26 protein-coding genes are annotated in these 23,742 nt (G+C 32.2%); 16 read left to right on the forward strand and 10 right to left on the reverse strand.

The genetic code is table 11. The features are described from left to right. Positions 1–184 precede the first annotated feature (184 nt). The 3 genes from QYZ68_RS04855 to QYZ68_RS04865 form a co-directional block, all read right to left on the reverse strand. Positions 185–433, reverse strand: a complete 249-nt coding sequence (locus QYZ68_RS04855) for a hypothetical protein (protein ID WP_301384565.1) — start codon at positions 431–433, stop codon at positions 185–187. Further along, positions 430–1,986 carry a plasmid maintenance protein gene (locus tag QYZ68_RS04860; RefSeq protein WP_301384566.1) on the reverse strand — a complete coding sequence of 519 codons (1,557 nt, stop codon included), beginning with the start codon at positions 1,984–1,986 and terminating at the stop codon, positions 430–432. The genes QYZ68_RS04855 and QYZ68_RS04860 overlap by 4 nt, the downstream gene beginning before the upstream one ends. A gap of 253 nt (positions 1,987–2,239) precedes the next feature. Continuing rightward, entirely contained in the window at positions 2,240–2,836 is a 597-nt protein-coding gene (locus QYZ68_RS04865; protein WP_301384567.1) for a hypothetical protein, read from the reverse strand. A 439-nt stretch (positions 2,837–3,275) separates the two neighbouring features. Between QYZ68_RS04865 and QYZ68_RS04870 the strand changes: the two genes are divergently transcribed. The 7 genes from QYZ68_RS04870 (at position 3,276) to QYZ68_RS04900 (ending at position 6,345) form a co-directional block, all read left to right on the forward strand. Next, on the forward strand, positions 3,276–3,470 hold the full coding sequence (locus QYZ68_RS04870) for a hypothetical protein (protein ID WP_301384568.1): 195 nt from the start codon (positions 3,276–3,278) through the stop codon (positions 3,468–3,470). Next, positions 3,467–3,628: a hypothetical protein gene (locus tag QYZ68_RS04875; RefSeq protein ID WP_301384569.1), complete on the forward strand. Its 162-nt coding sequence runs from the start codon at positions 3,467–3,469 to the stop codon at positions 3,626–3,628. Before QYZ68_RS04870 ends, QYZ68_RS04875 begins: the two co-directional genes overlap by 4 nt. Next, a complete protein-coding gene (locus tag QYZ68_RS04880; RefSeq protein WP_301384570.1) occupies positions 3,629–3,904 on the forward strand; it encodes a hypothetical protein in 276 nt (91 codons plus the stop codon). After that, entirely contained in the window at positions 3,897–4,301 is a 405-nt protein-coding gene (locus QYZ68_RS04885) for a hypothetical protein (RefSeq protein ID WP_301384571.1), read from the forward strand. The genes QYZ68_RS04880 and QYZ68_RS04885 overlap by 8 nt, the downstream gene beginning before the upstream one ends. 177 nt (positions 4,302–4,478) lie before the next feature. Next, complete coding sequence (locus QYZ68_RS04890; RefSeq protein WP_301384572.1) at positions 4,479–4,706, forward strand: hypothetical protein; 228 nt, start codon at positions 4,479–4,481, stop codon at positions 4,704–4,706. Then, entirely contained in the window at positions 4,699–5,646 is a 948-nt protein-coding gene (locus tag QYZ68_RS04895) for a hypothetical protein (protein WP_301384573.1), read from the forward strand. Before QYZ68_RS04890 ends, QYZ68_RS04895 begins: the two co-directional genes overlap by 8 nt. A 522-nt stretch (positions 5,647–6,168) precedes the next feature. Further along, positions 6,169–6,345: a hypothetical protein gene (locus QYZ68_RS04900; protein ID WP_301384574.1), complete on the forward strand. Its 177-nt coding sequence runs from the start codon at positions 6,169–6,171 to the stop codon at positions 6,343–6,345. Positions 6,346–7,335: 990 nt separating this feature from the next. Here QYZ68_RS04900 and QYZ68_RS04905 read toward each other — a convergent pair. The 3 genes from QYZ68_RS04905 to QYZ68_RS04915 all read right to left on the reverse strand — a co-directional run bounded on the left by QYZ68_RS04905 (position 7,336) and on the right by QYZ68_RS04915 (position 9,240). Beyond that, positions 7,336–7,941, reverse strand: coding sequence for a hypothetical protein (locus QYZ68_RS04905; RefSeq protein WP_301384575.1), 606 nt, complete (start codon positions 7,939–7,941; stop codon positions 7,336–7,338). Positions 7,942–8,342: 401 nt separating this feature from the next. Further along, a complete protein-coding gene (locus QYZ68_RS04910) occupies positions 8,343–8,588 on the reverse strand; it encodes a hypothetical protein (RefSeq protein ID WP_301384576.1) in 246 nt (81 codons plus the stop codon). Next, on the reverse strand, positions 8,575–9,240 hold the full coding sequence (locus QYZ68_RS04915) for a hypothetical protein (RefSeq protein ID WP_301384577.1): 666 nt from the start codon (positions 9,238–9,240) through the stop codon (positions 8,575–8,577). Before QYZ68_RS04915 ends, QYZ68_RS04910 begins: the two co-directional genes overlap by 14 nt. A 551-nt stretch (positions 9,241–9,791) precedes the next feature. Between QYZ68_RS04915 and QYZ68_RS04920 the strand changes: the two genes are divergently transcribed. Then, on the forward strand, positions 9,792–12,827 hold the full coding sequence (locus tag QYZ68_RS04920) for a type ISP restriction/modification enzyme (RefSeq protein ID WP_301384578.1): 3,036 nt from the start codon (positions 9,792–9,794) through the stop codon (positions 12,825–12,827). Between the two features lie 496 nt (positions 12,828–13,323). On the opposite strand, the gene QYZ68_RS04925 is transcribed toward QYZ68_RS04920, so the two are convergent. Together QYZ68_RS04925 and QYZ68_RS04930 are read right to left on the reverse strand one after the other, a co-directional pair. Then, entirely contained in the window at positions 13,324–13,467 is a 144-nt protein-coding gene (locus tag QYZ68_RS04925) for a phospho-sugar glycosidase domain-containing protein (protein ID WP_301384579.1), read from the reverse strand. A gap of 17 nt (positions 13,468–13,484) precedes the next feature. After that, the gene (locus QYZ68_RS04930; protein WP_301384580.1) at positions 13,485–13,616 is read right to left on the reverse strand and encodes a phospho-sugar glycosidase domain-containing protein; all 132 of its coding nucleotides are present in this window, start codon (positions 13,614–13,616) and stop codon (positions 13,485–13,487) included. Positions 13,617–14,474: 858 nt separating this feature from the next. Here QYZ68_RS04930 and QYZ68_RS04935 point away from each other — a divergent pair. The 8 genes from QYZ68_RS04935 (at position 14,475) to bdr (ending at position 22,228) form a co-directional block, all read left to right on the forward strand. Further along, a complete protein-coding gene (locus QYZ68_RS04935; protein ID WP_301384581.1) occupies positions 14,475–14,630 on the forward strand; it encodes a ThiF family adenylyltransferase in 156 nt (51 codons plus the stop codon). A gap of 120 nt (positions 14,631–14,750) precedes the next feature. Continuing rightward, on the forward strand, positions 14,751–15,131 hold the full coding sequence (locus QYZ68_RS04940) for a hypothetical protein (RefSeq protein ID WP_301384582.1): 381 nt from the start codon (positions 14,751–14,753) through the stop codon (positions 15,129–15,131). Positions 15,132–15,137: 6 nt separating this feature from the next. After that, positions 15,138–15,278: a hypothetical protein gene (locus QYZ68_RS04945; protein WP_301384583.1), complete on the forward strand. Its 141-nt coding sequence runs from the start codon at positions 15,138–15,140 to the stop codon at positions 15,276–15,278. 43 nt (positions 15,279–15,321) lie between these two features. After that, a complete protein-coding gene (locus QYZ68_RS04950; RefSeq protein ID WP_301384584.1) occupies positions 15,322–16,053 on the forward strand; it encodes an MFS transporter in 732 nt (243 codons plus the stop codon). A 449-nt stretch (positions 16,054–16,502) separates the two neighbouring features. Continuing rightward, a complete protein-coding gene (locus QYZ68_RS04955; RefSeq protein WP_301384585.1) occupies positions 16,503–18,413 on the forward strand; it encodes a site-specific DNA-methyltransferase in 1,911 nt (636 codons plus the stop codon). Next, entirely contained in the window at positions 18,397–21,021 is a 2,625-nt protein-coding gene (locus QYZ68_RS04960) for a DEAD/DEAH box helicase family protein (RefSeq protein WP_301384586.1), read from the forward strand. The genes QYZ68_RS04955 and QYZ68_RS04960 overlap by 17 nt, the downstream gene beginning before the upstream one ends. 551 nt (positions 21,022–21,572) lie before the next feature. Further along, the gene (locus QYZ68_RS04965; protein WP_301384587.1) at positions 21,573–21,713 is read left to right on the forward strand and encodes a hypothetical protein; all 141 of its coding nucleotides are present in this window, start codon (positions 21,573–21,575) and stop codon (positions 21,711–21,713) included. Positions 21,714–21,817: 104 nt separating this feature from the next. Then, positions 21,818–22,228 carry a Bdr family repetitive protein gene (bdr, locus tag QYZ68_RS04970; protein WP_301384588.1) on the forward strand — a complete coding sequence of 137 codons (411 nt, stop codon included), beginning with the start codon at positions 21,818–21,820 and terminating at the stop codon, positions 22,226–22,228. A 3-nt stretch (positions 22,229–22,231) separates the two neighbouring features. Here the strand turns inward: bdr and QYZ68_RS04975 are convergent, their stop codons facing one another. Both QYZ68_RS04975 and QYZ68_RS04980 read right to left on the reverse strand, forming a co-directional pair. Then, positions 22,232–22,381: a hypothetical protein gene (locus QYZ68_RS04975; protein WP_301384589.1), complete on the reverse strand. Its 150-nt coding sequence runs from the start codon at positions 22,379–22,381 to the stop codon at positions 22,232–22,234. Positions 22,382–22,643: 262 nt separating this feature from the next. After that, the gene (locus QYZ68_RS04980; protein WP_301384590.1) at positions 22,644–23,267 is read right to left on the reverse strand and encodes a nicotinamidase; all 624 of its coding nucleotides are present in this window, start codon (positions 23,265–23,267) and stop codon (positions 22,644–22,646) included. Between the last annotated feature and the right edge of the window lie 475 nt (positions 23,268–23,742).

A 23,742-nucleotide genomic window follows, 5' to 3' on the forward strand; every position in this document is an offset into this window, starting at 1 on the left:
CATCCTCAATTTCCTTGTCTTTAGGCTTTAATAAAGCACTAAGTTTTTCAAACATTTTCATAAACACCCCCCTTTTTTCACTGCCATATCCTCACAAGACTAAGGTCTAGTATCGCAAATTTTGTATAAAACCTCGCTAAGCCTGTCTGAATCAAACCTGCCTATTTTCCATTCATCATAAACCTCAGCAGGATCCACGCCCATCTCCGTGCTTCTTTAAATACTTCTTGAAGTTTCGTCGACTCCTCTCAAGAAGACGATATAATTTCTTAGTGCCTGTTCTATTGAATACCTCGTGTGGATTGCTGCCATATTCAAGACCCTTTTTGTGTTCATAAAAATAATCAGCATTCCTCATCAGATGAGTCTGATTGCGTAGCATAGCATGAACTATCCTTTCCTCTCGACTAAGCTGAACCTTACCACCACTCATGATACCACCTCCTTGTTAATGTTAATACCTTGTCTAAATTTATCCAAAAACACACTCAAAGGCCTTGCACCTGAGTCCTTAAACCTGCCACTAGAATCAGTCTCACAGAGATTGCCATACCCATCAGAGTAAACCCTACTGCTTAAGAGCTCCTGTTGTTTGTACTTATTCGCATACTTATCCATGAAGGTACCCCAAATTTTGTAAAAATCATTCGCCTTGTCTGTGTTAGGGTTTAACATCCAAACCTTATGACTGTAAACCTGTGTAAATTGCTGTGTGTAGTACTCAGCTACATCTTCTGTAGAATAATCACGAGCATAGATCAAGCTCGACTCAAGGTTACGCAAGGCGTTCCTGTGCGTTGCTACATTGTTACTAGCTAGCCTTATTCTAGCCAGAGTATGCTTATTGATTCTATATTTCTTCTCTAGTTTGCACTCCATATGCTCCTCATAACTCCTTTTGTATGCTTCCTTGCGGGCAGGCGGCGCGGGGCAGCGTGGCGGCGCTTGTAAAGGTAGCCTATCCTGCCTATTGTCATTGTTCTTAAAGCTACTAGCTTTAAGATATATCTTCCCAACCGATTTGCTGATAAGCTCCACCTTTTTCTCATCGATAGTTTTTCTAATATCTTTCCTGTCTTTCTTCTCGTAAGAACTCTTCTTGTAAATCCCGATGCACCCAAAAGCGGCACCTACTTTATTAGAACTAGGCTCTTTATTGTATTTTTTTAAAATCGTTTTCTTAGAATTCTTATTATTATTAAAGCTTACTATACCTTTAGGTATAGGGGCGGCATTTTGTGGGGAGGCATTTGACAATATGTCATCTTCATACTGTTCAATTGTTTTAGAGGGCTCGCCGCTTGTTTCTGTTTTGTTCCCAACCACTTGTTCAGTTTTTATAAAGGGTTTTTTCAAGGGCGTGCAAAGCGTTTCTGTTTTGTTCCCAACGTCTTGTATCTCTTTGCTTACTGCTTGTGTTTCTTCTGATTCGATCTCAACAGCATCATTAAAGACTATGCTGTCGATTTTCTCTTCAAAAGAGCCCTTTATTCTCTTATCAGCAAAGTCATTAATAAGTTTTTGTTCAAAATAGTTTTTAATTATCGTTTTGTAGTTTCTCCATAATTTCCAGTTGATGACATAAAATGCGAAGCTGCCATTTCCTTCACCTAAAGGTTGAATTACGGCTTTAATGAGACCTAAGTCCTTTAACACCTTAATATCACCTCTGAGTGTACGAGAAGAAGCAGGTTTCAGGCCGTCTTTGACAAGGCAAGCATTAACCATTCTATGAATGTCACCTGCTGAGTAGTGCTTAAGTCTACCCGAATTGAAATATTGTGTATTATTCCTCTCAATAGCCCAACAGATCGTACGCCCCCGCCTAATGCGCATTTGAGTGCGAACCACTCGTGATTTTACGTAATCAATGGTGACTGATTTGACGAATCTGGTAGCCTTTCTGCTCTTCTTAATGATTCTAGTAAGTAATGTCTCCTTAGCCTTTGTGGAGTTCTTGAAAAAGTAAGCTTTTTGGTATAACATTTCTAGTATCCTTTGGGGTATCTATAAGCTTTTCTTGATCGGTTGGCTTATGATACCTTCAGTTAATTTTTATGAATTAATTATAATTCAAGTTTTTAAATTCTAAAAGAGAGCAGGTGTGGGCCTGCTTGATTTTTTTTATACTCTTTTTTAGAAGACTTAAAATATTCACTATCATAGCAAAAATATATATTAATATCATTAATAATGTCAACCAGCTGATTATGTAATATTTATAATAATTTGTATATTATTACATAATGTTAAGTAAATTATCAATTAAATCTTCTATTCTGCTTATATCTGCATCATTACTTGCGGAGTCAAACTTCTTAAAAATTTTATCGTATTTACAAAATAGGCACTTTTTTTTCCTTATTCTTTCAAGTATCTCTATTTCGATTAGTTTCCTCTCTATTCTTTTTGCTCTTCTCTCTTTATTGCTTAAAAAGCCTTTTTTATTTTTTGCTTTCTGGGCTAGCAACCCTAATTCTAATAATTCAGGGTCAATATCTTGTAGTATCTCCTCCTTTCTTTTCGCAATCTTTATCTTTATGCTTGGTAAATCTTGCCTTTTTTTAAAGAATAAGTATTGAATAAATTCTTCAGCAATATAGTCGGATTTTCCAACTCTTATCATTGCGTCTATTTCTATGAATGTCTTAGAGATAAAGCTTTTACTGTAGTTTAGCCCATAAATAGACTCAAAGATATTTTTTATTTCACTACAAGTAAATAATATAATTTTGTGATTATTTGTGATTAACATATTGTTACCGTCCTTTCTACTAAATGTTTCTTTTATTATATTGATATTTGAAATGTAATGTTTTTTAAGTAAAATCAGCATTACAGATTTTTTGTTGACTAAAAGTTATTATTTGTATAGTATAAATTAAGCCTTTTTACTAAATATATGATCATACCTTATTTCTCGATAATAAGATTTAAGCGTCTTGGTTGTTTTATTGAGGAGAGGAGCATGCGTTTTGTTGCTAGAGTATGAAGTCGATGTAAGAATTGTTTACAAAAGCCTACTGCAGACTTAAGAACAATGATAACGATTGTATGACAAATGAGAATGATAATCTCTGAGTAGACTTGAGCAATCAAAATAGTTCTTAATTATCGTTTTGTGGTGTAGCCATAATTTCCAGTTAATAACATAGAAAGCAAAGCCACCATTAGCTTGACAAAGAGGTCATTCTGTGTTACAACCGCGAGATCAATCATTATTACAGAGCTAGTTTAAAGCCGTAATCGTTCATAACAGTAGACCTATTTGAGCATTGGAATACGCTAAGAGCAGAGATGATATTAAGGATTTTGCGGAGCAGGTGTCCTACATACGGACATATTTAGGGTTTAATCCTGATCTGAGTAAAAATGGCAATGGACTTATTGGAAGAGTAGAGAGATCTAGAGAAGAAATTGATGATTTAAGAAAACTTTTAATATCAAAATGGATAGGCAAGAGAGGATGACCCATGCCTACTACAGTAAGCTATTTAAAGAAATAGAGGCAATTAAGAAAACAAACATTTCGCTTAACACATTTAATAATATCGGAACATTCATTGTAAAGGTCTCAGCTGTTGCTACTGCTCTTTTTGGATTACTTAAGCTTTTGGGGTGGTTGTAAGTGCAGTCCTGGGATAGAAGTCATGAAAATCATACAAATCAGAAGAAATCACAAACGAAGATAATAGCTGCGCATGGGATCATACTCGCATATTTATGCGTGAGCTTTGCCATCGTGATATCTATAGTTGCGTTGATTATCTGTGGTGAGGTACCACAGATAACTTCTGTGGCGCTTGCAAGTGGAGTTGGGTTTTTTGGTGCAGGCATTGGATGTAAGGCAAGCAAAGAATTTGTTACAAGAATGAGAGGTAGGGAGGCTGGAGAAGATGTCTAGAGAATTAAGGCAGGCTTGGGGATTTGATAATGAGTGTTTGGGTAGTCTAGATATATTTCTAGCATTAAAACAGGGATGTAGTGGTGGATTTTATCTTAAGGACGAGCAGAATCAGGAGACAGATAATCGTTCCCTGGGTGGTATGGCCATACTGGGCAGTGACATTCCAGCAGTAGATATAGCTAGGGTATCTGAGAAGAATCTAGTTAAGAGACTTAAGAGGAAATTCGTGCCCAGTGACAGCTATTTAAACGAAGGAGTATTCCTTAGCAAGGATAGGGTTAATATCTTATTTCATTCAAGACTTAAGAAATTTTTAAGTTTAAACATAAATACAAAAGGAGGATTTATGAGTGAGGAGAATAGAGAAGGGAAGCAGGCTGTGCAGAATGCATAGCAAATTGAGAACCAATATTGTGCGCAGTTTGCAGAGCGGATAGGAGACAAGATAGCAGATGCCCTGGGTAGCATCATAGAAGCTATTGCAGATAAAGTAACGGGTGCTGAAGATGCTAGTGCGGATAAGGTCATAGACAGAGCCAGTTTAGCTTATATTGAGAAGTTAACTAATCGTATGGAAACTTTTAATCAAAATTTCGCTAGGCTATCGCGGCGGGAATCAAAGAGGGATGTTGTAGCTGATTACATTACTTCTTACAAAGATCTTATTGCAAAAATTAAATTACACCAGAAGCAAAATGGATTCGTAAGCTTTACAGAAGCTGAGGATGATTTTACGAGTAAGAATAAAGACAGAATTAGAATAGAGGACAAGATAGAGGAGATAGAAGAGAGTGTCTAGTAAGAATAATTTTAGTATTAGTTTTAATAACCCGCTTTATAGGGAAAGATTGATAGCGGATAAGTATTTTGATAATCCTTATCTTGATGTAATAGAGGGGCTTTTTTTAAAAACTCCTGTTAACCAGAAGGGAGGTACCCTTGCCTTGTATGCTATGCAGGATAAGCAGGATAGTAGTGAGCTTGCATCATTCTCATCAGATCCTAAGCAATTAAAAGACGGTTTGGCTAAAGGCACCTTTTTGCTTACAGGATACAGTCTTGAGCGGTCTTTTGGTGATATTGATTATAGAGATGAGGAGGCCATAAAGCAAGCTGAGAAGATAGTTATGCAAAATTTAGCTGAGGTGGTACATCGTGATTATCTTCTTAAGGGTATGAATGAGGTACATACAAAATCAACTCCCGTTGAGCTTAAGACAACAGATGACTTTATTAGCAAACTTAAAGAGGCCAGATCCAAGATGAGCTTGCAACCTAACAGAATAGCAATGACTGCTAAGACCGCTGGTGCGCTTATTGCATCTGATAAGGGAATTCAGAAGCGAATGGAGATTTACAGGATCCCTGAATTTGATGAGGCAGCTCTTTTAAAAGTAGCATTAGGAATAGAGCCATTTATTTTTCAGTTGCCTGAGGATAGTACTTATGATGGATACATATACTTACTGCATTACGCACGAAGTACTGATGTTTACTCAAAGAGTGTAGGACTGAGGAATTTCCTCTACGATGGAACTAAATCGGGTAGTTATGAGAGGGCAAGATTTTGTAACGGGCAGTTTGCTAGAAGGTACTACCAAGAGAGGGGTGGGATTAATGGACAGCACTATGCACAATTTAGTCTTATTGGACAACTGAAGGTAGAAAATCCTAATTTAATCTCAGTGCTCAAACTAACTGACGCTAAGACCCTACCTAAGAATTATCCATTATCTTAAGATTAGTGGTAATGGTTTAGGGTTAAAGTTTCAAGTTAGTGGAGAAGATTTTAGGTTAAAGGGTTAAGGTATGAAGTTTAGCAGTGGGGTAGCACCCACAAGTCAAGATTTTAATAAGTATCAAGAGTATTTCAAAGAAACATTGGTTAGCCATATGGTGAGTCTTTAAGTACTGCCGAGGCGAGATTTAGGCTAGAGGCTAGACATATTCCAACACTTAAGATCGAAGGCTCTACTAATAGCGCAGGATTGTACACTCATGAATTTGTTTACTACGATAAATACAAAAATGCGAATTCCAAGTATCGATCTATAGACTATTATTCCGCTTATGTTTGATAGCGGTGATTATATGCTTTGCATTCTTCAAGGCAGCGCTAAGTTTAATATCAGCGATCTTGTAACGGTCGCTGATATTTTCGCATCATATGAGTTTTTATGAGTTTTTAGTTTGTGCAGGCAGAAGGTAGCTTATCTACTGCTGCACTTCCAGGGGTCTGTCTGGGTTAAGGCAGATAGCTTTTGATAAATCCTTTAAGGCAAACAGTAGCCTTAAGACTATTGGATGCCATAAGCATTAAGCTACAGTTAGAGATCAAGATAGACAAGCTAGAGACTAATATATGTACAGCAAGAAGCGATCCCATAATTGAGATTAAAGAGATAGGAAAGCGACTAAGAGTGATATTAGGACAGTAATATATCTGATTTATTCGACAGTAGGAGTAGGCGTACCCGCATCGGTTATGTTTCTTACGTATTTAAAGATAAATTTGGGGATATGTTGGTATATAAGTGAAGGTATTGTTGTTTAATTGTAAAGAATTGAAGCATAGGGGTTCATTAGCATACATGCTCAAGATTGTCTATTATCTGGCTAATAGTATAATGCCACGATTGAAGTAATATGTGTTTATTTTATTCGCTTCATTCTATGCTATTTTCCTGTTTTTAGTTAACTGTTACAACCAACAGCAAAACGAACAAACTATAGGATAGAGAATAAAATGATTGATTTAAGGATTATGTTATGCTTCCTTGTTACCATTCCATTTTCTTAAATAAGGGAGAGATAATCGAAGCAATGTTATAATACACCATTGCGTTAGTGGATAAGGATATGCTTATAGCTAATTCTCATTAAAAGCAAAAGCTATCTTTGACTTAAATTTTTTTTGTTTAATGAGCACGATGGCTACGGCTTAGAAGGTCGTAATAGTTTTATACTAGCGAGATTTACTTATTGCAAGAGAGCTTTGTTATGCCTAAAAGAGATACTAGAGAATAAAATATAAGTACTAATAATTTGGTCAATAAATTTATTGATGAAACAAAATCCCTTGATAAATATTTGCATATAAATATAATCGGTGAATAGAAATACAGGTTTAGATATCAATGGATATGCAGAAGCATTCTTGCAAAATATTAGGCCTAATATTTAATTCTCGATGTGTACATTGCTCTGTAGCAGGAGGCAGTATAAAAGAAATAGATCAAAGACACACTGTCCTATATTATTTATTGTGAATATCATCAACAAATAATTAATATAGATTCCACGGGAGCCAAGACTAACTAATTATAGTCTAAATAAGAGATAATAATTGAAAATAAAAGCCACTCTATTGTCTTTTAGAGTGGTTTATTGTTTATTACTTTTTCCAATTCTACAAGGAATAAGAGTCATTACTTGTTTGGAATATATGCAGACATACTTTGAACTAAATTGTACTTTTCGATGAGAAGAGTATTGTAAAATGTTCTTAGAGCCTCAATTCTTGAATCAATTGATGAAGAATCGTTTGTACTCTCTGGTAAATCGTTTTTTGTGTTATCTAAGGTGGTCTTTATTGTTGCATCTATTTTTGTGACACTTGGTGCTTTATCTACTTCCTTCAGTTTTGCTATAATATCGAGTGAAACTGCTAGTTCGTGAACGGTCTTGCGAAGTTTGTTTGCAGTCTTAACCTTTTCTTGAGTGGTAATGCCAGTGTTCTTTGCTGCTTTTACATCTTGTATTATTTTTTGGCTTAGTTCATTTACTCTCTTGTCCATTAAGTCAAGTTGGGGTTTAATATTTGGAGTATTGCTTACATCTTTATAATCATTTGTAATGGCACCCTCACTAGACTTGGATGCAACCGGTGTTTCAGCATCAGGGCTTTCTTCACTCTCACTAGACTTGGATGCAACCGGTGTTTCAGCATCAGGGCTTTCTCCTTCCTCAGATAGGCCAGATTGGTTGCAAGACAACACTAATATAAATAGTAAAAATATAATCATTCTAATCATTTAATCCTCCTAATTTAGAATCATTATAATATAATTATGTTTTTGTAACTATTACTAAATGTTTGAATTTTTAGAAGGCATATTTTGTTTTGGAAACAATAAAACTTATTAGTGAGATTATTAACGTTTGTATTCATATCCTTAACACTTCTTTGTCTCTAAATTTAAAGGACTCATTTTTACATAACAGAACTTATGCTCTTTACAAGGAATTTGTGGTTAGATATGCCTTCCATGATAAACTTTGCTGTACTGGGTTGTATCATAACCGTAACAAAGAGACCTAAGGGTATATTCACGATCATGGGGTCAAGAATTTTTTTGTTCTAAACGAGATAACAAAAAGGAAGCTACCCTCTAGGAAAGCTCGCTTTTGTTTCTCTTTCTTTTAATAGTTGAGGTTAGTTTTTAAATTCTTTATATATTTTCTCCAATTCGGTAAAATCCTTCTCTACTTGCTTCATTCTAGAATTAAGTTTATCCTGCTGTTCCTTAGCCTTCTTAAGTATATCTTCTGCGGTCTTTATTAACTTCTTTGCATTTGGATAGTAATGCCATATGTATGCGTGCTGTTCCCTTTTTATTTCTCTTAAAACATTATCAGCTTCCAGAACAGCTCCCTCAAAGTTATTTTTAGCGTGCTCCAATGGCAAGACTAGCAGTATTATACTCTACTTGTTCTACTGCAGTTTTACTAGTTTTAACCTTCTTAATTGTTCTGTCTAAATCAGGCAATCGTTGTCTATTAACGGAAATATTTCCATTTTTTCTTGCGCTCTCTAAATAAGAGTAAGCTTTCTCAATTGTAACCTTCATCTCATCAAGTCTTGCTTTTGTTCTGCTTAATTCCCTATATAACTTATCAACCTCTTTTAACTGAGTCTCAGATTGCTTTTTAATATTCTCGGAATCCTTAATTTCATTTGCAAATGAATTAGACGCAAAATCTGCTTGTTCTTTATTCAAGTTGCCATCATCTACATTCTCTGCAATAATGTCGTCTTTAAGTCCATCTAACTCCTGTTTTATCTCTTCGACACCACCGATGCCTCTTCCATCAACAGCTTTTTTCCCTTGTACACTTTCTCCAGCATCATTTAAACTTTGAGCCTCACTCCCACTTCTACCACTGTCTTTTACCCCAGTCTCAATATCAGCCTTTTTACCGTCAAAAGATTTAACACTTGCTTCATTGCTTTCTGAAGAACCATCTTTGCTTTTTAAGGAATCTTCCATCTTCTCAAGTATTTCATCATACAGCTTGCATGAGACAATGCTACTCTCTAAACCAAACAACATTAACACTTTAATCATTAATTTCAATTTCTTCTACCTCTATCATAATAATAGATCCCATATTATATCATTTATCTATTTTTAATAGGTATAAATTTAAACTAAGTATGCTCCAATTTGTCTCAACTATAAATGTGAATTTACTTTGACTAAAAATGAAATACTGTAGGCAGGCTTTGTATACACTTATTATTTTTATTTGGCGACACTCTTGTTAATTACCAATTACCGTATTACTAGATAAGAAGTATTTATAGTTGGGATATTGATTATGTTTTTACCAGCAGAGGAGCAAAAACCCCAAAGAGTCTTATTGCCTTTTTATTATTTTATATAAGTAATTACTAATAGAGATATAAGTATGAATATGGTGTGGTGATTTGAGTAGCACTTAAATGTTGCGATTCTCTTGCTGAGAAGGAAACTAGCGCTAAATATAACAGGGATAGAGACCATTACTCTAATGCGGGTAGGACAGTTTTCTTAATGAATGTTGCTTCTCCATTGGGCTTTTAGCAAGTGTTGTCAAACAAGAGAAATACTACCATACTATAATGAATATTATGGATATCAAATATTTAAAATATTTCGAAGAATACGTGGTAAACATAAAGAAGGTTAGTTTAAAAGAAAAAACAGAGTATACAGATCGATTATACTTGCAAAGTTTACTTAATAACATTAGTTGCAGTCCTGTTCTTGAAATTCAGCACGAACCACAAAGAGATAAAGGGGGCTTGGGAGCGCCAGATTTCATCGTTAGAAGTGGGGGGAATATAACGGGTTATATTGAAGTTAAGAAAATTGAGCACAATTTAAATAATATTCTAGAAAGCGACCAAATCAAGAAGTACAAACAACTTTCAAATAATATTGAATTTATTTGGATAAGAAACAAAAATGTCTGTGGGAGAGAAATTCTTTTAAGTAGGCCTGATATAGAAAATACAAAATCAAAAGTTGATAACAACAAGGCAAGTAAGGTATTAAGCATCATAAGGAGCTTTTTTGAACAGCCAATTGAAAAGATAGTAAGTATTGAAAAATTGGCTGGTTTGCTTGCAGAGAGGACAAGAGTTTTAAAGGATTTAATTGAGCTAAATCTGGATTTTAATTTAAAATTAAAAAATCAAAATACTTTAATATCAACATATAACCTTCTTAATGAAAGCATATATAATGGAGCACTCAGTGTTGATGAGTTTTCAGATTCAATTGCTCAAACCATTACGTATGGGTTTTTCCTTGCAAAGCTTAATAGTAGAAATTACACAAGAATAGATTTTTATAATATAGGATATTTAATACCCAGTAATTTTGGACTCATTCAAGATATACTGCGCTTGATATACGACATTGCGATTAATAAAGAATACATTGATATAAGATGGATCTTGGAAGAATTAATCAATATTATCAATAATATTGAGTCAGAAGTACTTTTTAAACAGTTTTCCTTCCTTAGAAATGAGGCTTTAAAGGATAGAGGAGAAAAGGATCCATATCTCTATTTTTATGAAGATTTTTTAATTAAATATGATAGGGAGTTAAGAAAAAGCAAAGGTGTTTATTATACACCCCATCCTATTGTTAATTTTATCGTTAATAGCTTAAATAATGTTTTGAAGTCCGATTTTAACTTAAGAAATGGGTTTGCAAATAGAGAAGAAGTAACGGTGCTAGATTTTGCTACTGGTACCGGTACTTTTTTGCTTGAGGTTGCCAAATGCATACTAAGAGAGGTTCCTCCCCAAAGTGGCAAACAAGAGCAGTACATTAAAGATCATATATTTCAGAACATATACGGATTTGAATATTTAATGGCTCCATATGCGGTTGCCCATTTGAAACTGTCTCAGTATTTAAAGGAAGTCCACAATTTTGAACCTGAAAGAATTAAAAGTGAAGGATTAAGGTTAAAAATCTTCTTGACTAATACTCTTGATTTAACAGAATCAGCAATTCAGGAAAATTTTAAAGCATTTTTACCTGCAATTAGTGAAGAAAATAAATTAGCTAATGAGATTAAAGACAAACCAATTTTAGTAATTCTTGGGAATCCGCCCTATAATGCTGGATCGAGAAATAATAACGACCATATTTTGGGATTAATGAGAGACTATAAAAAAGACTTAGGCGAGCGAACAATAACCGCATTGAACGATGACTATGTAAAATTTATTAGATTTGCAGAGCATAATATCGAAAAGTCTAACAAAGGTTTATTAGGGATTGTCATCAATAATGGATTCTTAGACAATATTACTTTCAGAGTGATGAGATTGCATTTGCTTAAAACTTTTGATGAGATTTACATTATCAATTTGCATGGTAACTCAAGAAAGAGGGAAAAGGCGAGCGATGGGAGTGCCGATGAGAATGTATTTGATATTCAAACGGGTGTTGCAATCAGTATTTTTATCAAGTACCAGGATATAACCAAAAAGAATGATTTTGCTAGAGTTTATTACAAAAGTGTTAGAGGAGCCAGACTGCAGAAATATGAATTTTTGAATAAAAATAATGTATTTAGTATCAGGTTTGAAGAACTTGATACTAAAACACCCTATTACTTTTTTGTCAAAAAGAGTTATGATAATGAGATTGTTTATAATAAAGGGATCTCTTTAAAAGAAATTTTCAATAAGTTCAATGTGGGAATAACAACTTCTAAAGATAGGATAACAATTGATTTCACACAAAAAGAACTTCTAGCTAGACTGAACGAGCTTGCTTGTCTTAGTGAGCAGGATGCAAGGAGTAAATACAACCTAACTAAAGATTCCATAGATTGGAACTTACCAGAGGTACAAAAATCTTTAAAATCCATAAATATTGATGTAGCGTATGTTAAAAAAATAGCTTACAGACCTTTTGATAATAGATATATTTATTACACCGCACGCAAGGGTATTATCTCTAGGCCTAGATATGAAATAATGAAGCACATGTTAAATATTGATCATAATATAGGGATATTATCCACTAGAAGTTTATCAAGTAATAATTTTAAATATTCTTTTGTTTTATCTAATATTGTAGAAAGGGGTTTGCTTTCAAGCGGAACAACTTATTTATTCCCTCTGTTTCTTACAGAAGAACAAAAATCTTTAAAATGCGAAGAAAAAGAACAAAACCTTTCAAAACGTTTAATAAAGGAAAATTTTAAAACGGATTTTAGAAATTATATTGATGCTAAGTATTACAAAGGTTTTGGTGCCCAAGAAATATTAGGATACGTTTATGCCATTCTTAACTCTGATTTATACCGAACAAAATTTATCGAGTTTTTAAAAATTGACTTTCCTAAAATTATTTTCGTAGATAATTGCGTGACATTTGAAAAAATTAGTCATTTGGGCAGAAAGCTTGTTAACCTACATTTACTAAGAGAACACGACGAATTAGATAAAGATGTTGGAATTCATACTTCAAGTGATCGTAGTGAAAATACAACTGTGGGAAAGATAGATTACTGTAGGGAAACCAAGGAGCTTTCCTACAGTAATAATAATAAATTTATAAACGTGCCAGACAGGGTTTATGTAATTTACTATTGGCAGCTATCAAGTACTAAAGAATTACCTTAAACATAGGAAAGGTAGAAAGTTAAGTCTTGATGAAATTGAACACCTTGAAAAGGTTATAAAGATAATACAATGTACTCTTAAATTTCAGGAACAGATTGATTTGATAATTAGTGAGTGTGAGGAATTTGGAAAAGATAATATTTGAGTAAGCTTGGATTTAAATTTATTCATATAGTGATTTGCATAATAATATAATTATCTTTGTTTATATCTTGTCCTCTATAATTAGACCATGTTCTAGTTCATCTTTAAACAAACAAGATCATCAATGGCCTTATCAGGATAAGTATCAATATTAACATTTTTACTAGCTATGAGTTAAAGGGCACCAATATGTTGTACCTAAACTATACTAAAGGCTAGAGACCTGCACGAGATTTAAATTTACTGAGTTTTAATCTAAAGTTTGAAAATCGACCTCAATTACAATACTACAAACAACAAGGGTGTTATTTAAATTAAATATGAGTAACCTCATATAGATATAGCAATCATATTAATTATTATTCATTTCTATGATTTTAAATTTTTCCCAAGCTCTTATCTCATCAAGAAGATATAATTCCTCCTCGTGTATTCTGCCAACCACATTAACAAGTCCATTATTAGGAGTGTTCTTAAGGGCTATTGAAGTTCCCAACCATACCCTAAATACTGTCAAGAATCTATTAATATATCTCCTCGTTTGATTTCATCGGGAAAGTGTGGGGTGAAATTTATATCTTTGTAATATACCCTTGGCATGGTTGACAGAATCCTGTAAGGAGTAATATCTCCTCTATTAACCACAAATCTCCTTGTTCAAAGTACAACAGGAAACCTATTATCCGAAATCATTATAAGTGTGTTTAGACCTCTTCTATATGTTAGTGATACTCTGTCTTAAGTCAAGAAAATAATGTGAAATAAGGAACATTTTAACTGTTAATTGGGGGACAATAAAAATTAGTTTCAATAGTAAGAATACTTATTAAATGAACAATCAATGCAAAAAAACTAGTAACTACCTTACAAAACAAAATAAGAGAATAACCAAATAATTATTATTAAACACAAACCAACAAGATATATTGATATTGCAACTCCTATGATTTACACCTATTCTACTAGGTACAATTAAGAATATATATAATATGCTTTATATTAAATACAATGGAGGTTATTGCTATGCATGGAAACATTTTTAATTAGTTCTTAACTTTATTAAGTTTAGGTGTGCTAAGTTGGTTAGCTTTAACCAGTTGGTGCGCATAAATTTAAGTACCAAATGACATGATAATGACTTACATAAAAAATCCAACTTCATTTTTTAATAAATCTACTTCAGGAAATCTTGTTAATTTAGTTTAATTTCAAATTAAGGTAGATAATAGTCTTTTTGAACATTTACTTGATATTGCGATATTTGCGAAAAACAAAAAAACATATGAAGAATTAATATTGTTTGCTAATGAAAATAATATTAGTGTAGAAACCATTAAATTAGCATTAAATAACAAGGTATTAATTTCTTTTTACAAATATCCTTCAAATAGTGTGTACTTAAAAAATAAATCTTTTTAAGATCTTTTATTAGCACAGCCCGAAAATTTTAATTTAGGAAAAGAACATATTGTTATAATTGGATGTGGTGGTATTGGAAATTTCATGACTTATTCTCTTTCTAATTTAGGACTAGGATTTGTAACCTTTGTAGATGAAGACAAAATAGAGGAATCCAATTTAAATAGACAGTTTTTATTTAGTTACAATGATATAGGCTCTAATAAAGTATATGTAATTGAGAAAAAACAAGATCATTAAATAAAACTATCCAAACTAAGGCGCATAAAAAAAGGTTTCAAAAAAATTATTGGAGAGTATTTTCAGTAACTCAAAGATTAGACCATCCTTAATAATATTTCAGCAGATGATGATTACTGTTTGCCTTTAGTTAATGAATTTTGTATTAAATATTCAATTCCATTTATAAATGTTGGCTATCTTAATGATTTTTCAATTATTGGTCCATTTTATATTCCTAATATCTCATCTTACTATTACTGCGCTGACATTGGGGTTGTAAAAATATCATCCTGTAAAATAGAAGAAAAAATAATATTGGCCAATAAAGATTATCAAGCTCCTTCTTTTTTTACCAATAATGCAACTGCATCAAGTATGGCCATTATTGGTATAGTGTATTACTTCGGAGACGAATATAAAAGTATCAATTCTTTAAATAAGAGAATTGTTATTAGCAACCATGATTTCCCATTTCACTTTATTAACATCAAGAAAAAACAAATTTTGTGGAGGCAGTAAAGATTTATGATAAAGCATGAGCATGAAAAATATTATTTCTTTTCGTTGTTTTTATCAGAATTTGCAAGAACACTTCCCCACGCAGTTCTGACCATTATTTTAATAAATAAGGGTTTAGCGTTAAAAGATATTTATTTTAATAAATAAGGGTTTAGCGTTAAAAGATATTGCCATAATACAAGTATGCTATATGCTTGCAATTATTATCTTTGAATTTCCCTCGGGTATAATTTCGGATATTTTTGATAGAAAAATCGTTTACTTAATGTCTATCTTTTTACCAATGGTTTCTTATTTTATTATTTTCAAAGCGTCTTCATTTGTTGTTCTTTGTATTGCATGGTTTATATACGGAATGTCATCTGCGGTGAGTACTGGTACAATTGATATTAGTTTTAATTATATATACCAAAATAACTTAAAAAAATTAAAGTCATTCATATCATCTAGAAAGATAATTTTAAGCATTGGTGCTATCTTAGGCGGATACATAGGTAGCATCTTGTTTTTACGCATTGACGTTAAAATATATGTTATTTCATTATTTTTATATTTAGCATCTTCCTTCGTTACAATTCTTTTCATATCAAGTGATAAAAATACAGATTATCAATACAATAAAGAAAATACCATACTGTATCTTGTAAAGTTCAAGAAAAATATAATGGGATTTTTAAAATCTAGAGTGCTCTTAGGGTTATTTATCTTAATTAGTGCTATTCAGTTCTTCTTTCAACCCTTTTATTTATACTGGCAGGTGATTTTTACTGATAAAAATATACCTATTAGTATATTCGGAATCATATATATATTATTCCGAATATCAGATATTATAGGAGCATGGATATTTAAAAATATTAAACATTCAAAATATAATATTTATATTACGCTTAGTGTTATCAATATGTTCTGTCTTGTCTAATTTTATTAGTGCCATAAACATACTTGTTTTACTAATACTTATTTTCTGTGCTCTATCCACTATAGTGACATACAAATTTAAAGATAATGAAAAGAGCTATTAACTGACCGACACTATCTTTTATGGGTGATGATTAAGGACTTTTTCAATCACTTCACTAATCTTGTCAACTTATGCTACAGGATTTTACTATGTCCTTATACTTTATATGTGAAAGCAAGACTTCTCATATTTCTTGAAATATGTAAACTACATATAGTTATACTACCCCATCACTTGTACTACCAGTGACATTCTATTAAAAAAAGAGGATTACCATCAAGAATATTAAAATGACAAAAACAGCTTTCACGGTTCATTTGTTGTTTTGATTATTTTTCTAAATAATTCTCTATTATAATGAGCTGATGAGCATAGTAACTTTTCGATGTAAATAGAAAGAGGTGAAGATGAATCTGGAGAAGTTAGAACAATATTTGAAGAGTTTTGAAAGTGTTCTTGATAAGAATAAGGTTTTATTAAAATCAGTGATAATCGATCTTGTTAACGAAGAAAATGAAGAATTTATTGAATTTTTATTTCAAAATGAAGAAATACAAAAAGAATTTTTTAAGGAAATAAAGGGTGCTGTTTTATTTAGAGCAAGACATTTTAAGGCATACTTACTTGAAAAAAATTTTCTGTCAGATAGTTATACTGAATATAAAAATAAAATAGGTCTTTCTATTGATAATTCTTTTCTTGAGGACATTGCGCATAAAAATATAGTAATTAATTTTCCATTTAAAGATTGTATCCTTGAAGGTGGGATGAGCCGTGAAGAAAAATCAAGAAAAGAGGTCTATTTAAATGAAATCCTTGCTAGTGAGGACATTCATGTTTTAAAAGAACCCAAAGTCATTACCAATGTCTTAAGGGTTGAAGTAGAAAATTTTATAGGAAATACGGATGATGTTCCTAGTTGTCAGCTAGCTATAATTAAGAGTAAAACTAAGGAATTTAGAAAGAATGACAATTTATTGATTAAGGGTAACAATTTGATGGCACTTTATTCTTTGCTTCCAAAATTTAGAGGAAAGGTTAAGCTTATTTATATAGACCCTCCGTACAATACTAGAAATGATAGGTTTGCGTATAATGATAATTTTAATCATTCTACTTGGCTAGTATTTATGAAAAACAGATTAGAAGTAGCAAAGCAATTGCTAAGAGAAGACGGTGCAATTTTCGTTTCAATTGATGACAATGAACAAGCTTATCTTAAAGTATTAATGGATGAAATTTTTGGAAGAGATAATTTTATCCATAATATAGTTTGGGAAAAAAAATACTCTCCTGCTAACGATTCTAGATGGATTAGCGCTACTCACGATATCATAATTTTGTACTCTAAAGAAAAACATTGTTTAAAGCTAAATCTTTTAGAAAGAACTGATAAAATGAACGCAAGATATCTGAATTACGATGATGATCCTAGGGGGGAATGGAAACCAGGAGGTTTTTCGGTTAAAACATATACTAAATCTTATGACTATCCAATAGAAACCCCAAGTGGCAAAATTGTTTACCCACCAAAAGGATCTTGTTGGCAGACATCTAAAGATAGGTATATAGAATTATTAAAAGATAATAGAATATATTTTGGTAAAAAAAAGGAATCAAAGCCTCAAATTAAGCAATTTTTATCCGAAGTTAAACAAGGTGTAGTACCTAAAACAATATGGTTGCACAATGAAGTGGGACATAATCAAGTTTCTAAAGTTGAAATACAAAATCTGTTTCAGGATAAGGTTTTTTCTACTCCGAAACCAGAGGCTTTATTAAAGAGAATAATAGAAATTAGCACATCACCAGGAGATATAGTGTTGGATTTTTTTGCAGGAAGTGGAACAACTGGAGCGGTTGCTCACAAGATGGACAGGCGATGGATCTTAGTTGAACAAATGGATTATGTTAAAAAAATAACTAAGGTGAGACTAGAAAAAGTATTAGAGGGTGAGCAGGGAGGTATCTCAAAGGATTTAGAATATAAAGGAGGAGGATCGTTTGTCTATCTTGAGCTTAAAGCCTACAATGAAGTGTATAGAGACAAACTATTAAATGTCAATACAAAGGAAGAGATTATAAGAGTAGTAGAAGAAATGAAAAGTAATGCTCTCCTTAGTTGGCGCAGGCAGTTTGACAAGTTAGATAAAATCGAGTGCCTAGAAAATCCGGAATATTTCAAAAAGGTTATAATTGAGGAAATTTTGGATAAAAATATGTATTATGTCCCTGTTGCAGAAATGGAGGATGCTACGTACAACGTGAGTGAAGAAGACAAAGCTATTACTAGGGAGTTCTATGGACAAAAGTATTAACACAAACTTACTTCAAGAAAATCTTGAGAAAGAATTTGGTACTAGAAATATTATCAATGTAAAGACTCCTTATTTTATTAAAGAGAATTTAAGGCATGGTTTAAGAGGATATCAGGAAGATGCATTAAAATATTTTATTGCCTATGATAAGGATTATGTTAAAGATAAAAACTTAAGGTTTCATGTGCTTTTTAATATGGCAACGGGAAGTGGTAAGACTTTAATGATGGCTACTTTAATTCTTTATCTTTACGAGAAAGGGTACAGGAATTTTTTATTTTTTGTAAATTCATCCGGCGTTATTGAGAAAACTAAGTGTAATTTTTTGAATCTAAGTTCCAATAAATATTTATTTAAAGACAAAATTGAAATAAAAGGAAAACAAGTTGAGATAAGAAATGTATTAAATTTTCAGAGTTGTTACGACACAGATGCAATTAACTTATGTATTACTACTATCCAAAAACTCCACTCTGACATAATTATTGAGAAGGAAAACAAGATTACCATGCTTGATTTTAAAGACACTCCTATTGTATTAATAGCAGATGAGGCTCATCATTTTAATACAGAAACAAAGTCTATGCAAAAAAATATGGATTTTGGAAACATAAAACCTAACTGGGAAAATACAGTTATGAATATTTTTAATGTTAATGATAACAATATTCTACTTGAATTTACGGCGACCATTGACCTTAAGAATTCTTACATCAAAAATAAGTATTTGGATAAAATTATATTTCAGTACGATCTTAAGAAATTTAGGGAAGATAAATATTCGAAGGAAATAAAGATTCTAAAGTGTTCTTTATCAAATAAAGAATTAATATTACAAGCTATTTTAGTTAGTCAGTATAAACAAGATATTGCTATAAGAGAGGGTAAGATAGGCCCTTTTAAACCCGTAATACTTTTTAAATCTCAAAATATTGAAAAATCCAATGAAAATAATAGGCTTTTTAATGAAATTGTTGACAAGCTTTCTTTTAAAGACATCGAAGATTTAAGGTTAAAGACAGTAGATGATGAAGATAACATAATAAAAAATATGTATATTTATTTTAAAAACAGCTATCTATCTTTAGATGATTTAATTGATAAACTTAAAAGTAATTTTCGACAAGAAAGAACTTTAAATATGAATAATGACTTAAACAAAGATATTGATAAGTTAACGAGTAAGGAAAAAGCAGCTGTTTTAGATCACAGCCATAAGTTAAATTCTTTAGAAGAAAATGAAATAAGAGCTATTTTTGTCGTAAATAAGCTTGATGAAGGTTGGGATGTCTTAAACCTTTTTGATATAGTAAGACTTTATGAAACTAGAGTGGGTACCGATAGAATTAATCATAGTACTGTATCAGAAGCACAACTTATCGGGAGGGGAGCTAGGTATTATCCTTTTGAATTTGATGAATATGATAAATACAAGAGAAAATTTGACGATGAGGTGGAAGATAATGAGCTTAAGTTGCTTGAGACTCTACACTATCACAGTTTTTATGATTCTAAATTTATTAATGATTTAAAACGAGAATTAAAGGATCAAGGCCTTATAGAAGACGAAAAAGTTTATAATATCCCTTTCCATCTTAAAAAAGATTTAAATATTAAACCTTATATCTATACTAACAAGAGAATGAAAAGAATTTCAGAAGATTATATTAAAATGACGGAGGGGTCAAAAGGCAAGATTGAATACTTTGAATACAAGATTAAGAGTGGGATCGTTGAAGAGGAATTGCTTTATTCAGAAGATGACCCCAATGCATTAGATAGTAGCTGTTCTTTATTATTGTCTAAAATAGATGTAAATATCATAAGAAATGCTTTCTTATCGAAAGGCATTTCTTTTGATAAGGTAAAAAAATATTATAACTTATCCTCTATGAAAGAATTTATAAAAGATTATTTGGGTAATTTCTATATTAGGTTTATTCAAAAAAAGAAAACAAAGCCAGATATAAGAAATAAAGATATATTAGATGCCATTAGTGATAAGATCATTCCTTTCGTTTTCAAACTGCTGAATGAAAATGAAAAGCTGTCTTATTGTGGTTCCACAGAATGGAAGAGTGACCCTTTTAAAAATTTCTTTGGTAACCCTAAGGTCTTAAAGAGATCAAAAAAAAGTGAGTACGATAGTGCTAAGGAAATGGAGGAGTATTTAAAGGACAAGTCATGGTTTGTTCAAAATACAATAGATGCTACAAGTTATGAAAAAAAGTTTATAGAAGATTTTTCTAATGATATATGTCCTGAACTTAAAACAAAATTTAATACAGAAAAGATATTTTTAATTAGAAATGAATTGCAAGTTCCCATTTATGACTACAGAGAAGGAAGAAAGTTTTATCCTGATTTTTTGCTCTTAATATCTGGACAGCTAACTCATCAAATATTTATTGAAATAAAAGGCGAGCTTTTTAAGGAAAAAGATGAATGGAAAGAAAAATTTTTAATAGCAATAAAAGATGGAATAACCAAGGTAGATAAACTTGATTGCAATATAGGAAATGAACACGACATAAGAGGATTGCAATTTATAGACGATAACACCAGTCCAGAAGAAATTTTGACATGGATTCATGAGGTTAATCAATAAATTAAAACACTCTGATTCAATTTCTTAATGAAAAATAAGAGAACGTTAAGAAAAACTATAGCCTTATAAATTGTGTATTCCTGGAATACATTTTTTCTGAGTTTGCTACACTCAACTATTCATATAGCAAAGTACGGCACAAGGTCGTAGTTTTGCCCATAGGAGTGGGCAAAACCCACAATAGCGCTTGAAGTGTGTTAGCTTAGATGCCCTATAACTAAAAAGGATAATGATGCGTCATTGTTTAGATACACTAAATCGGCTGTAAATTACGGTTTTGTAAAGCTATTTAAGTCATTTATTGACATTTACGATAAGAGAGAACAAGCATAATGGACTATGGGAAATAAGAAGTTATTATACAAATACTGTTTTTGATTTTAGATGTGGTTTCTCCACTCATAATTTAAACCCCTGCCTTTTAATTTTTCCTTCTTGATTTTAATCCATATGTCTAAATGTAGTCTGTAGTGATGATAATGTAAAAGATAAGATAAAGTCACTTGAGGAAAAGCTAGTTGCATGCGCAAATGAGTTTAGAGTTAAGATAGATGGACTTTATACTAAAGATGGACACCGCTAAGAGTGAACTAGTGAACTTATTGAGATGGGGGGAAGTAAGAAAAGAGCTTAATGACAGGATAGATAAACTAGACGCTAGGATATATTCTGTTAGGAGTGATAGAAGATAAGATAGTAAACTAGACGGTAGGATAGAGATAAACTTGGTGGTAAGATATAGAAAGTAAAGGGGGTTTATATCTATACTTACTGTTGGTTATGAGGGGGGGGTTGTATGAATACAGTAGAACGTGTTTCCGATTATGATTATGTAAGACAAGTATTTCTAGATAAGGGTTTTCCAGAAGAGGTTATTCAGTACGTATTAATACGCAATGCTAATTATAATTATGAGAATTTACGAATTAGGATGTCTGCTCTTGAAGATCAGATGGTTGCCATTAGGAATGCACTAGAGAAGGTTGATGGGAAAATAGAAAGTGTTAGAAGAGAGCTTGTTGTAGAGATAAAAGAAAGCAGAAATGAGCTTAATGGAAAAATAGATAAACTAGACGAGAAAATAGAAAGTAAGATTGATAAGTCGATAGGAGCAGCGATAAGACCGCTTTACTGGATATTTGGGTTTATATCCACGTTTACTTTTGGTGTTTTCTTAGCATTGCTTACGATACTTTTCAAGCAGTAAATATCATCTACTAGCTACTCTTGCCTCATGCATTTCATATGTTGATAAGTAGTTGGGATTGAAAATGATCTTACCTTGTATTTCTTTTAAATTTTCTTTAATAATAGATTCTAGTATTTTAAATTTTTCTTTATCAAACTTGTTTCCAGTCATGTTTTTGTTTCCAGTTGCGTTGGAATTAAATGTCGCCTCTAGTGATTTATATTTAAGAACATTTTTAATATTTTCTCTTTGAAATTTTTACTTTGATTTTATACCTTTTGATACATAACAGGGTTTACAAGCTCACCATTATGGGTGTTAGTCTCTGTGTGATTATCTTTTTTAGAGAAAAGGCGACCAAAGGGATTTAGGTAGAATTTATAGTTGTGGAGTTCAGTTACCTTTGCCCTTGGGGGCTTTATGCGTCGAAGTTTCATAGGGGTAGTTGAAGCATGTCGGGTATTTGCTTTGATGTGCAGGTTAGGATCCCTAGTTTTTTGAGTTCTTTTATTGTAGCTTTAGGGGAGGGAGATATGCCTCTTACGGTGTCAGCAACCAAATATGACCGTAGGCCTAGACTGTGGGCGTCAATTATTGTCGCCTTAACACAGAAGTCCAGTGCCAAACCTGCCACAAAGACCGTATCGATGGAGTTGGACCTAAGGTAGGCAAGGAGACCCGTTTGAGTTTTTTTGGTGTGGTCATCGTAGAATCCACTGTAGCTATCAGAGTTTTTGTTCTGGCCTTTGAAAAAGACGGCTTTTATTTTTTCGGTATTTAGATCTTTCGGAAAATCTGATCCCCATGTGTTTCGAATACAATGCACGGGCCAACCTTTATTGTTATTGTTTGTTAGGAAGCTTGTGTGGTTTTCGCAATGCCAGTCTTTAGTGGCGACAACATGAACAAAATAGCTTTGAAGTTGATTTAATAAAGGAATAATTTCGTTACCTTGGGGTACAGGGAGGGCACCTGATTCCAGGAAGTCGTTTTGAATATCTACTAAAACCAGTGCAGAATTCTTTAAAATAAAATTAAATTGGGGGATGGTACTCATGGAATTAATTATATCTAAAATTGTGTCGTGATGATAACTAAGGTGGAGATTTATTAGATAAATTAATATGAATAAGATATCATTACTAAAATAGCTCAAATAAATTTTATTTACTTGAGCTATCTATCTGTAGTTTCTCTTAAGTTTATCTTAAAGGAATAGAGAATAAAGCTTTAAACCACCCCTATAACTGTAAAATAGGTACATGCTTAAGATTAAAAAAATCAGATTAATTAGCCCCATATGATGACTTTTGTATAGGAAACTAACTGATGAAACATATATGTCTTTCAAATAAAAAGCTGCACACCAGTGAATAGCCACCGAGGTGCGACTGAAGAATTACACTAAGTAGCAACTAAACCAGTGAAAGGAAGCAAACAGTGTCAAAATATGAGATTGAAAGATAGTTTATTAGTTAAAATAGAAAGTGTTAGAAATGAGCTTAATGGCAGAATAGATAAACTAGATGAGA

This window comes from Borrelia sp. P9F1 (genome assembly GCF_030436115.1).
Taxonomy (GTDB): Bacteria; Spirochaetota; Spirochaetia; order Borreliales; family Borreliaceae; genus Borrelia.

Coding starts and splice junctions, on each gene's coding strand:
- QYZ68_RS04955 (WP_301384585.1), top strand. CDS start 16,503: ATGAATCTGGAGAAGTTAGAACAATATTTGAAGAGTTTTGAAAGTGTT.
- QYZ68_RS04935 (WP_301384581.1), top strand. CDS start 14,475: ATGACTTATTCTCTTTCTAATTTAGGACTAGGATTTGTAACCTTTGTA.
- QYZ68_RS04980 (WP_301384590.1), bottom strand. CDS start 23,267: ATGAGTACCATCCCCCAATTTAATTTTATTTTAAAGAATTCTGCACTG.
- QYZ68_RS04865 (WP_301384567.1), bottom strand. CDS start 2,836: ATGCTGATTTTACTTAAAAAACATTACATTTCAAATATCAATATAATA.
- QYZ68_RS04950 (WP_301384584.1), top strand. CDS start 15,322: ATGCTTGCAATTATTATCTTTGAATTTCCCTCGGGTATAATTTCGGAT.
- QYZ68_RS04920 (WP_301384578.1), top strand. CDS start 9,792: ATGAATATTATGGATATCAAATATTTAAAATATTTCGAAGAATACGTG.
- QYZ68_RS04975 (WP_301384589.1), bottom strand. CDS start 22,381: ATGACTGGAAACAAGTTTGATAAAGAAAAATTTAAAATACTAGAATCT.
- QYZ68_RS04945 (WP_301384583.1), top strand. CDS start 15,138: ATGATAAAGCATGAGCATGAAAAATATTATTTCTTTTCGTTGTTTTTA.
- QYZ68_RS04855 (WP_301384565.1), bottom strand. CDS start 433: ATGAGTGGTGGTAAGGTTCAGCTTAGTCGAGAGGAAAGGATAGTTCAT.
- QYZ68_RS04885 (WP_301384571.1), top strand. CDS start 3,897: ATGTCTAGAGAATTAAGGCAGGCTTGGGGATTTGATAATGAGTGTTTG.
- QYZ68_RS04960 (WP_301384586.1), top strand. CDS start 18,397: ATGGACAAAAGTATTAACACAAACTTACTTCAAGAAAATCTTGAGAAA.
- QYZ68_RS04915 (WP_301384577.1), bottom strand. CDS start 9,240: ATGTTGTTTGGTTTAGAGAGTAGCATTGTCTCATGCAAGCTGTATGAT.
- QYZ68_RS04890 (WP_301384572.1), top strand. CDS start 4,479: ATGGAAACTTTTAATCAAAATTTCGCTAGGCTATCGCGGCGGGAATCA.
- QYZ68_RS04860 (WP_301384566.1), bottom strand. CDS start 1,986: ATGTTATACCAAAAAGCTTACTTTTTCAAGAACTCCACAAAGGCTAAG.
- QYZ68_RS04905 (WP_301384575.1), bottom strand. CDS start 7,941: ATGATTAGAATGATTATATTTTTACTATTTATATTAGTGTTGTCTTGC.
- bdr (WP_301384588.1), top strand. CDS start 21,818: ATGAATACAGTAGAACGTGTTTCCGATTATGATTATGTAAGACAAGTA.
- QYZ68_RS04875 (WP_301384569.1), top strand. CDS start 3,467: ATGACCCATGCCTACTACAGTAAGCTATTTAAAGAAATAGAGGCAATT.
- QYZ68_RS04965 (WP_301384587.1), top strand. CDS start 21,573: ATGGACTTTATACTAAAGATGGACACCGCTAAGAGTGAACTAGTGAAC.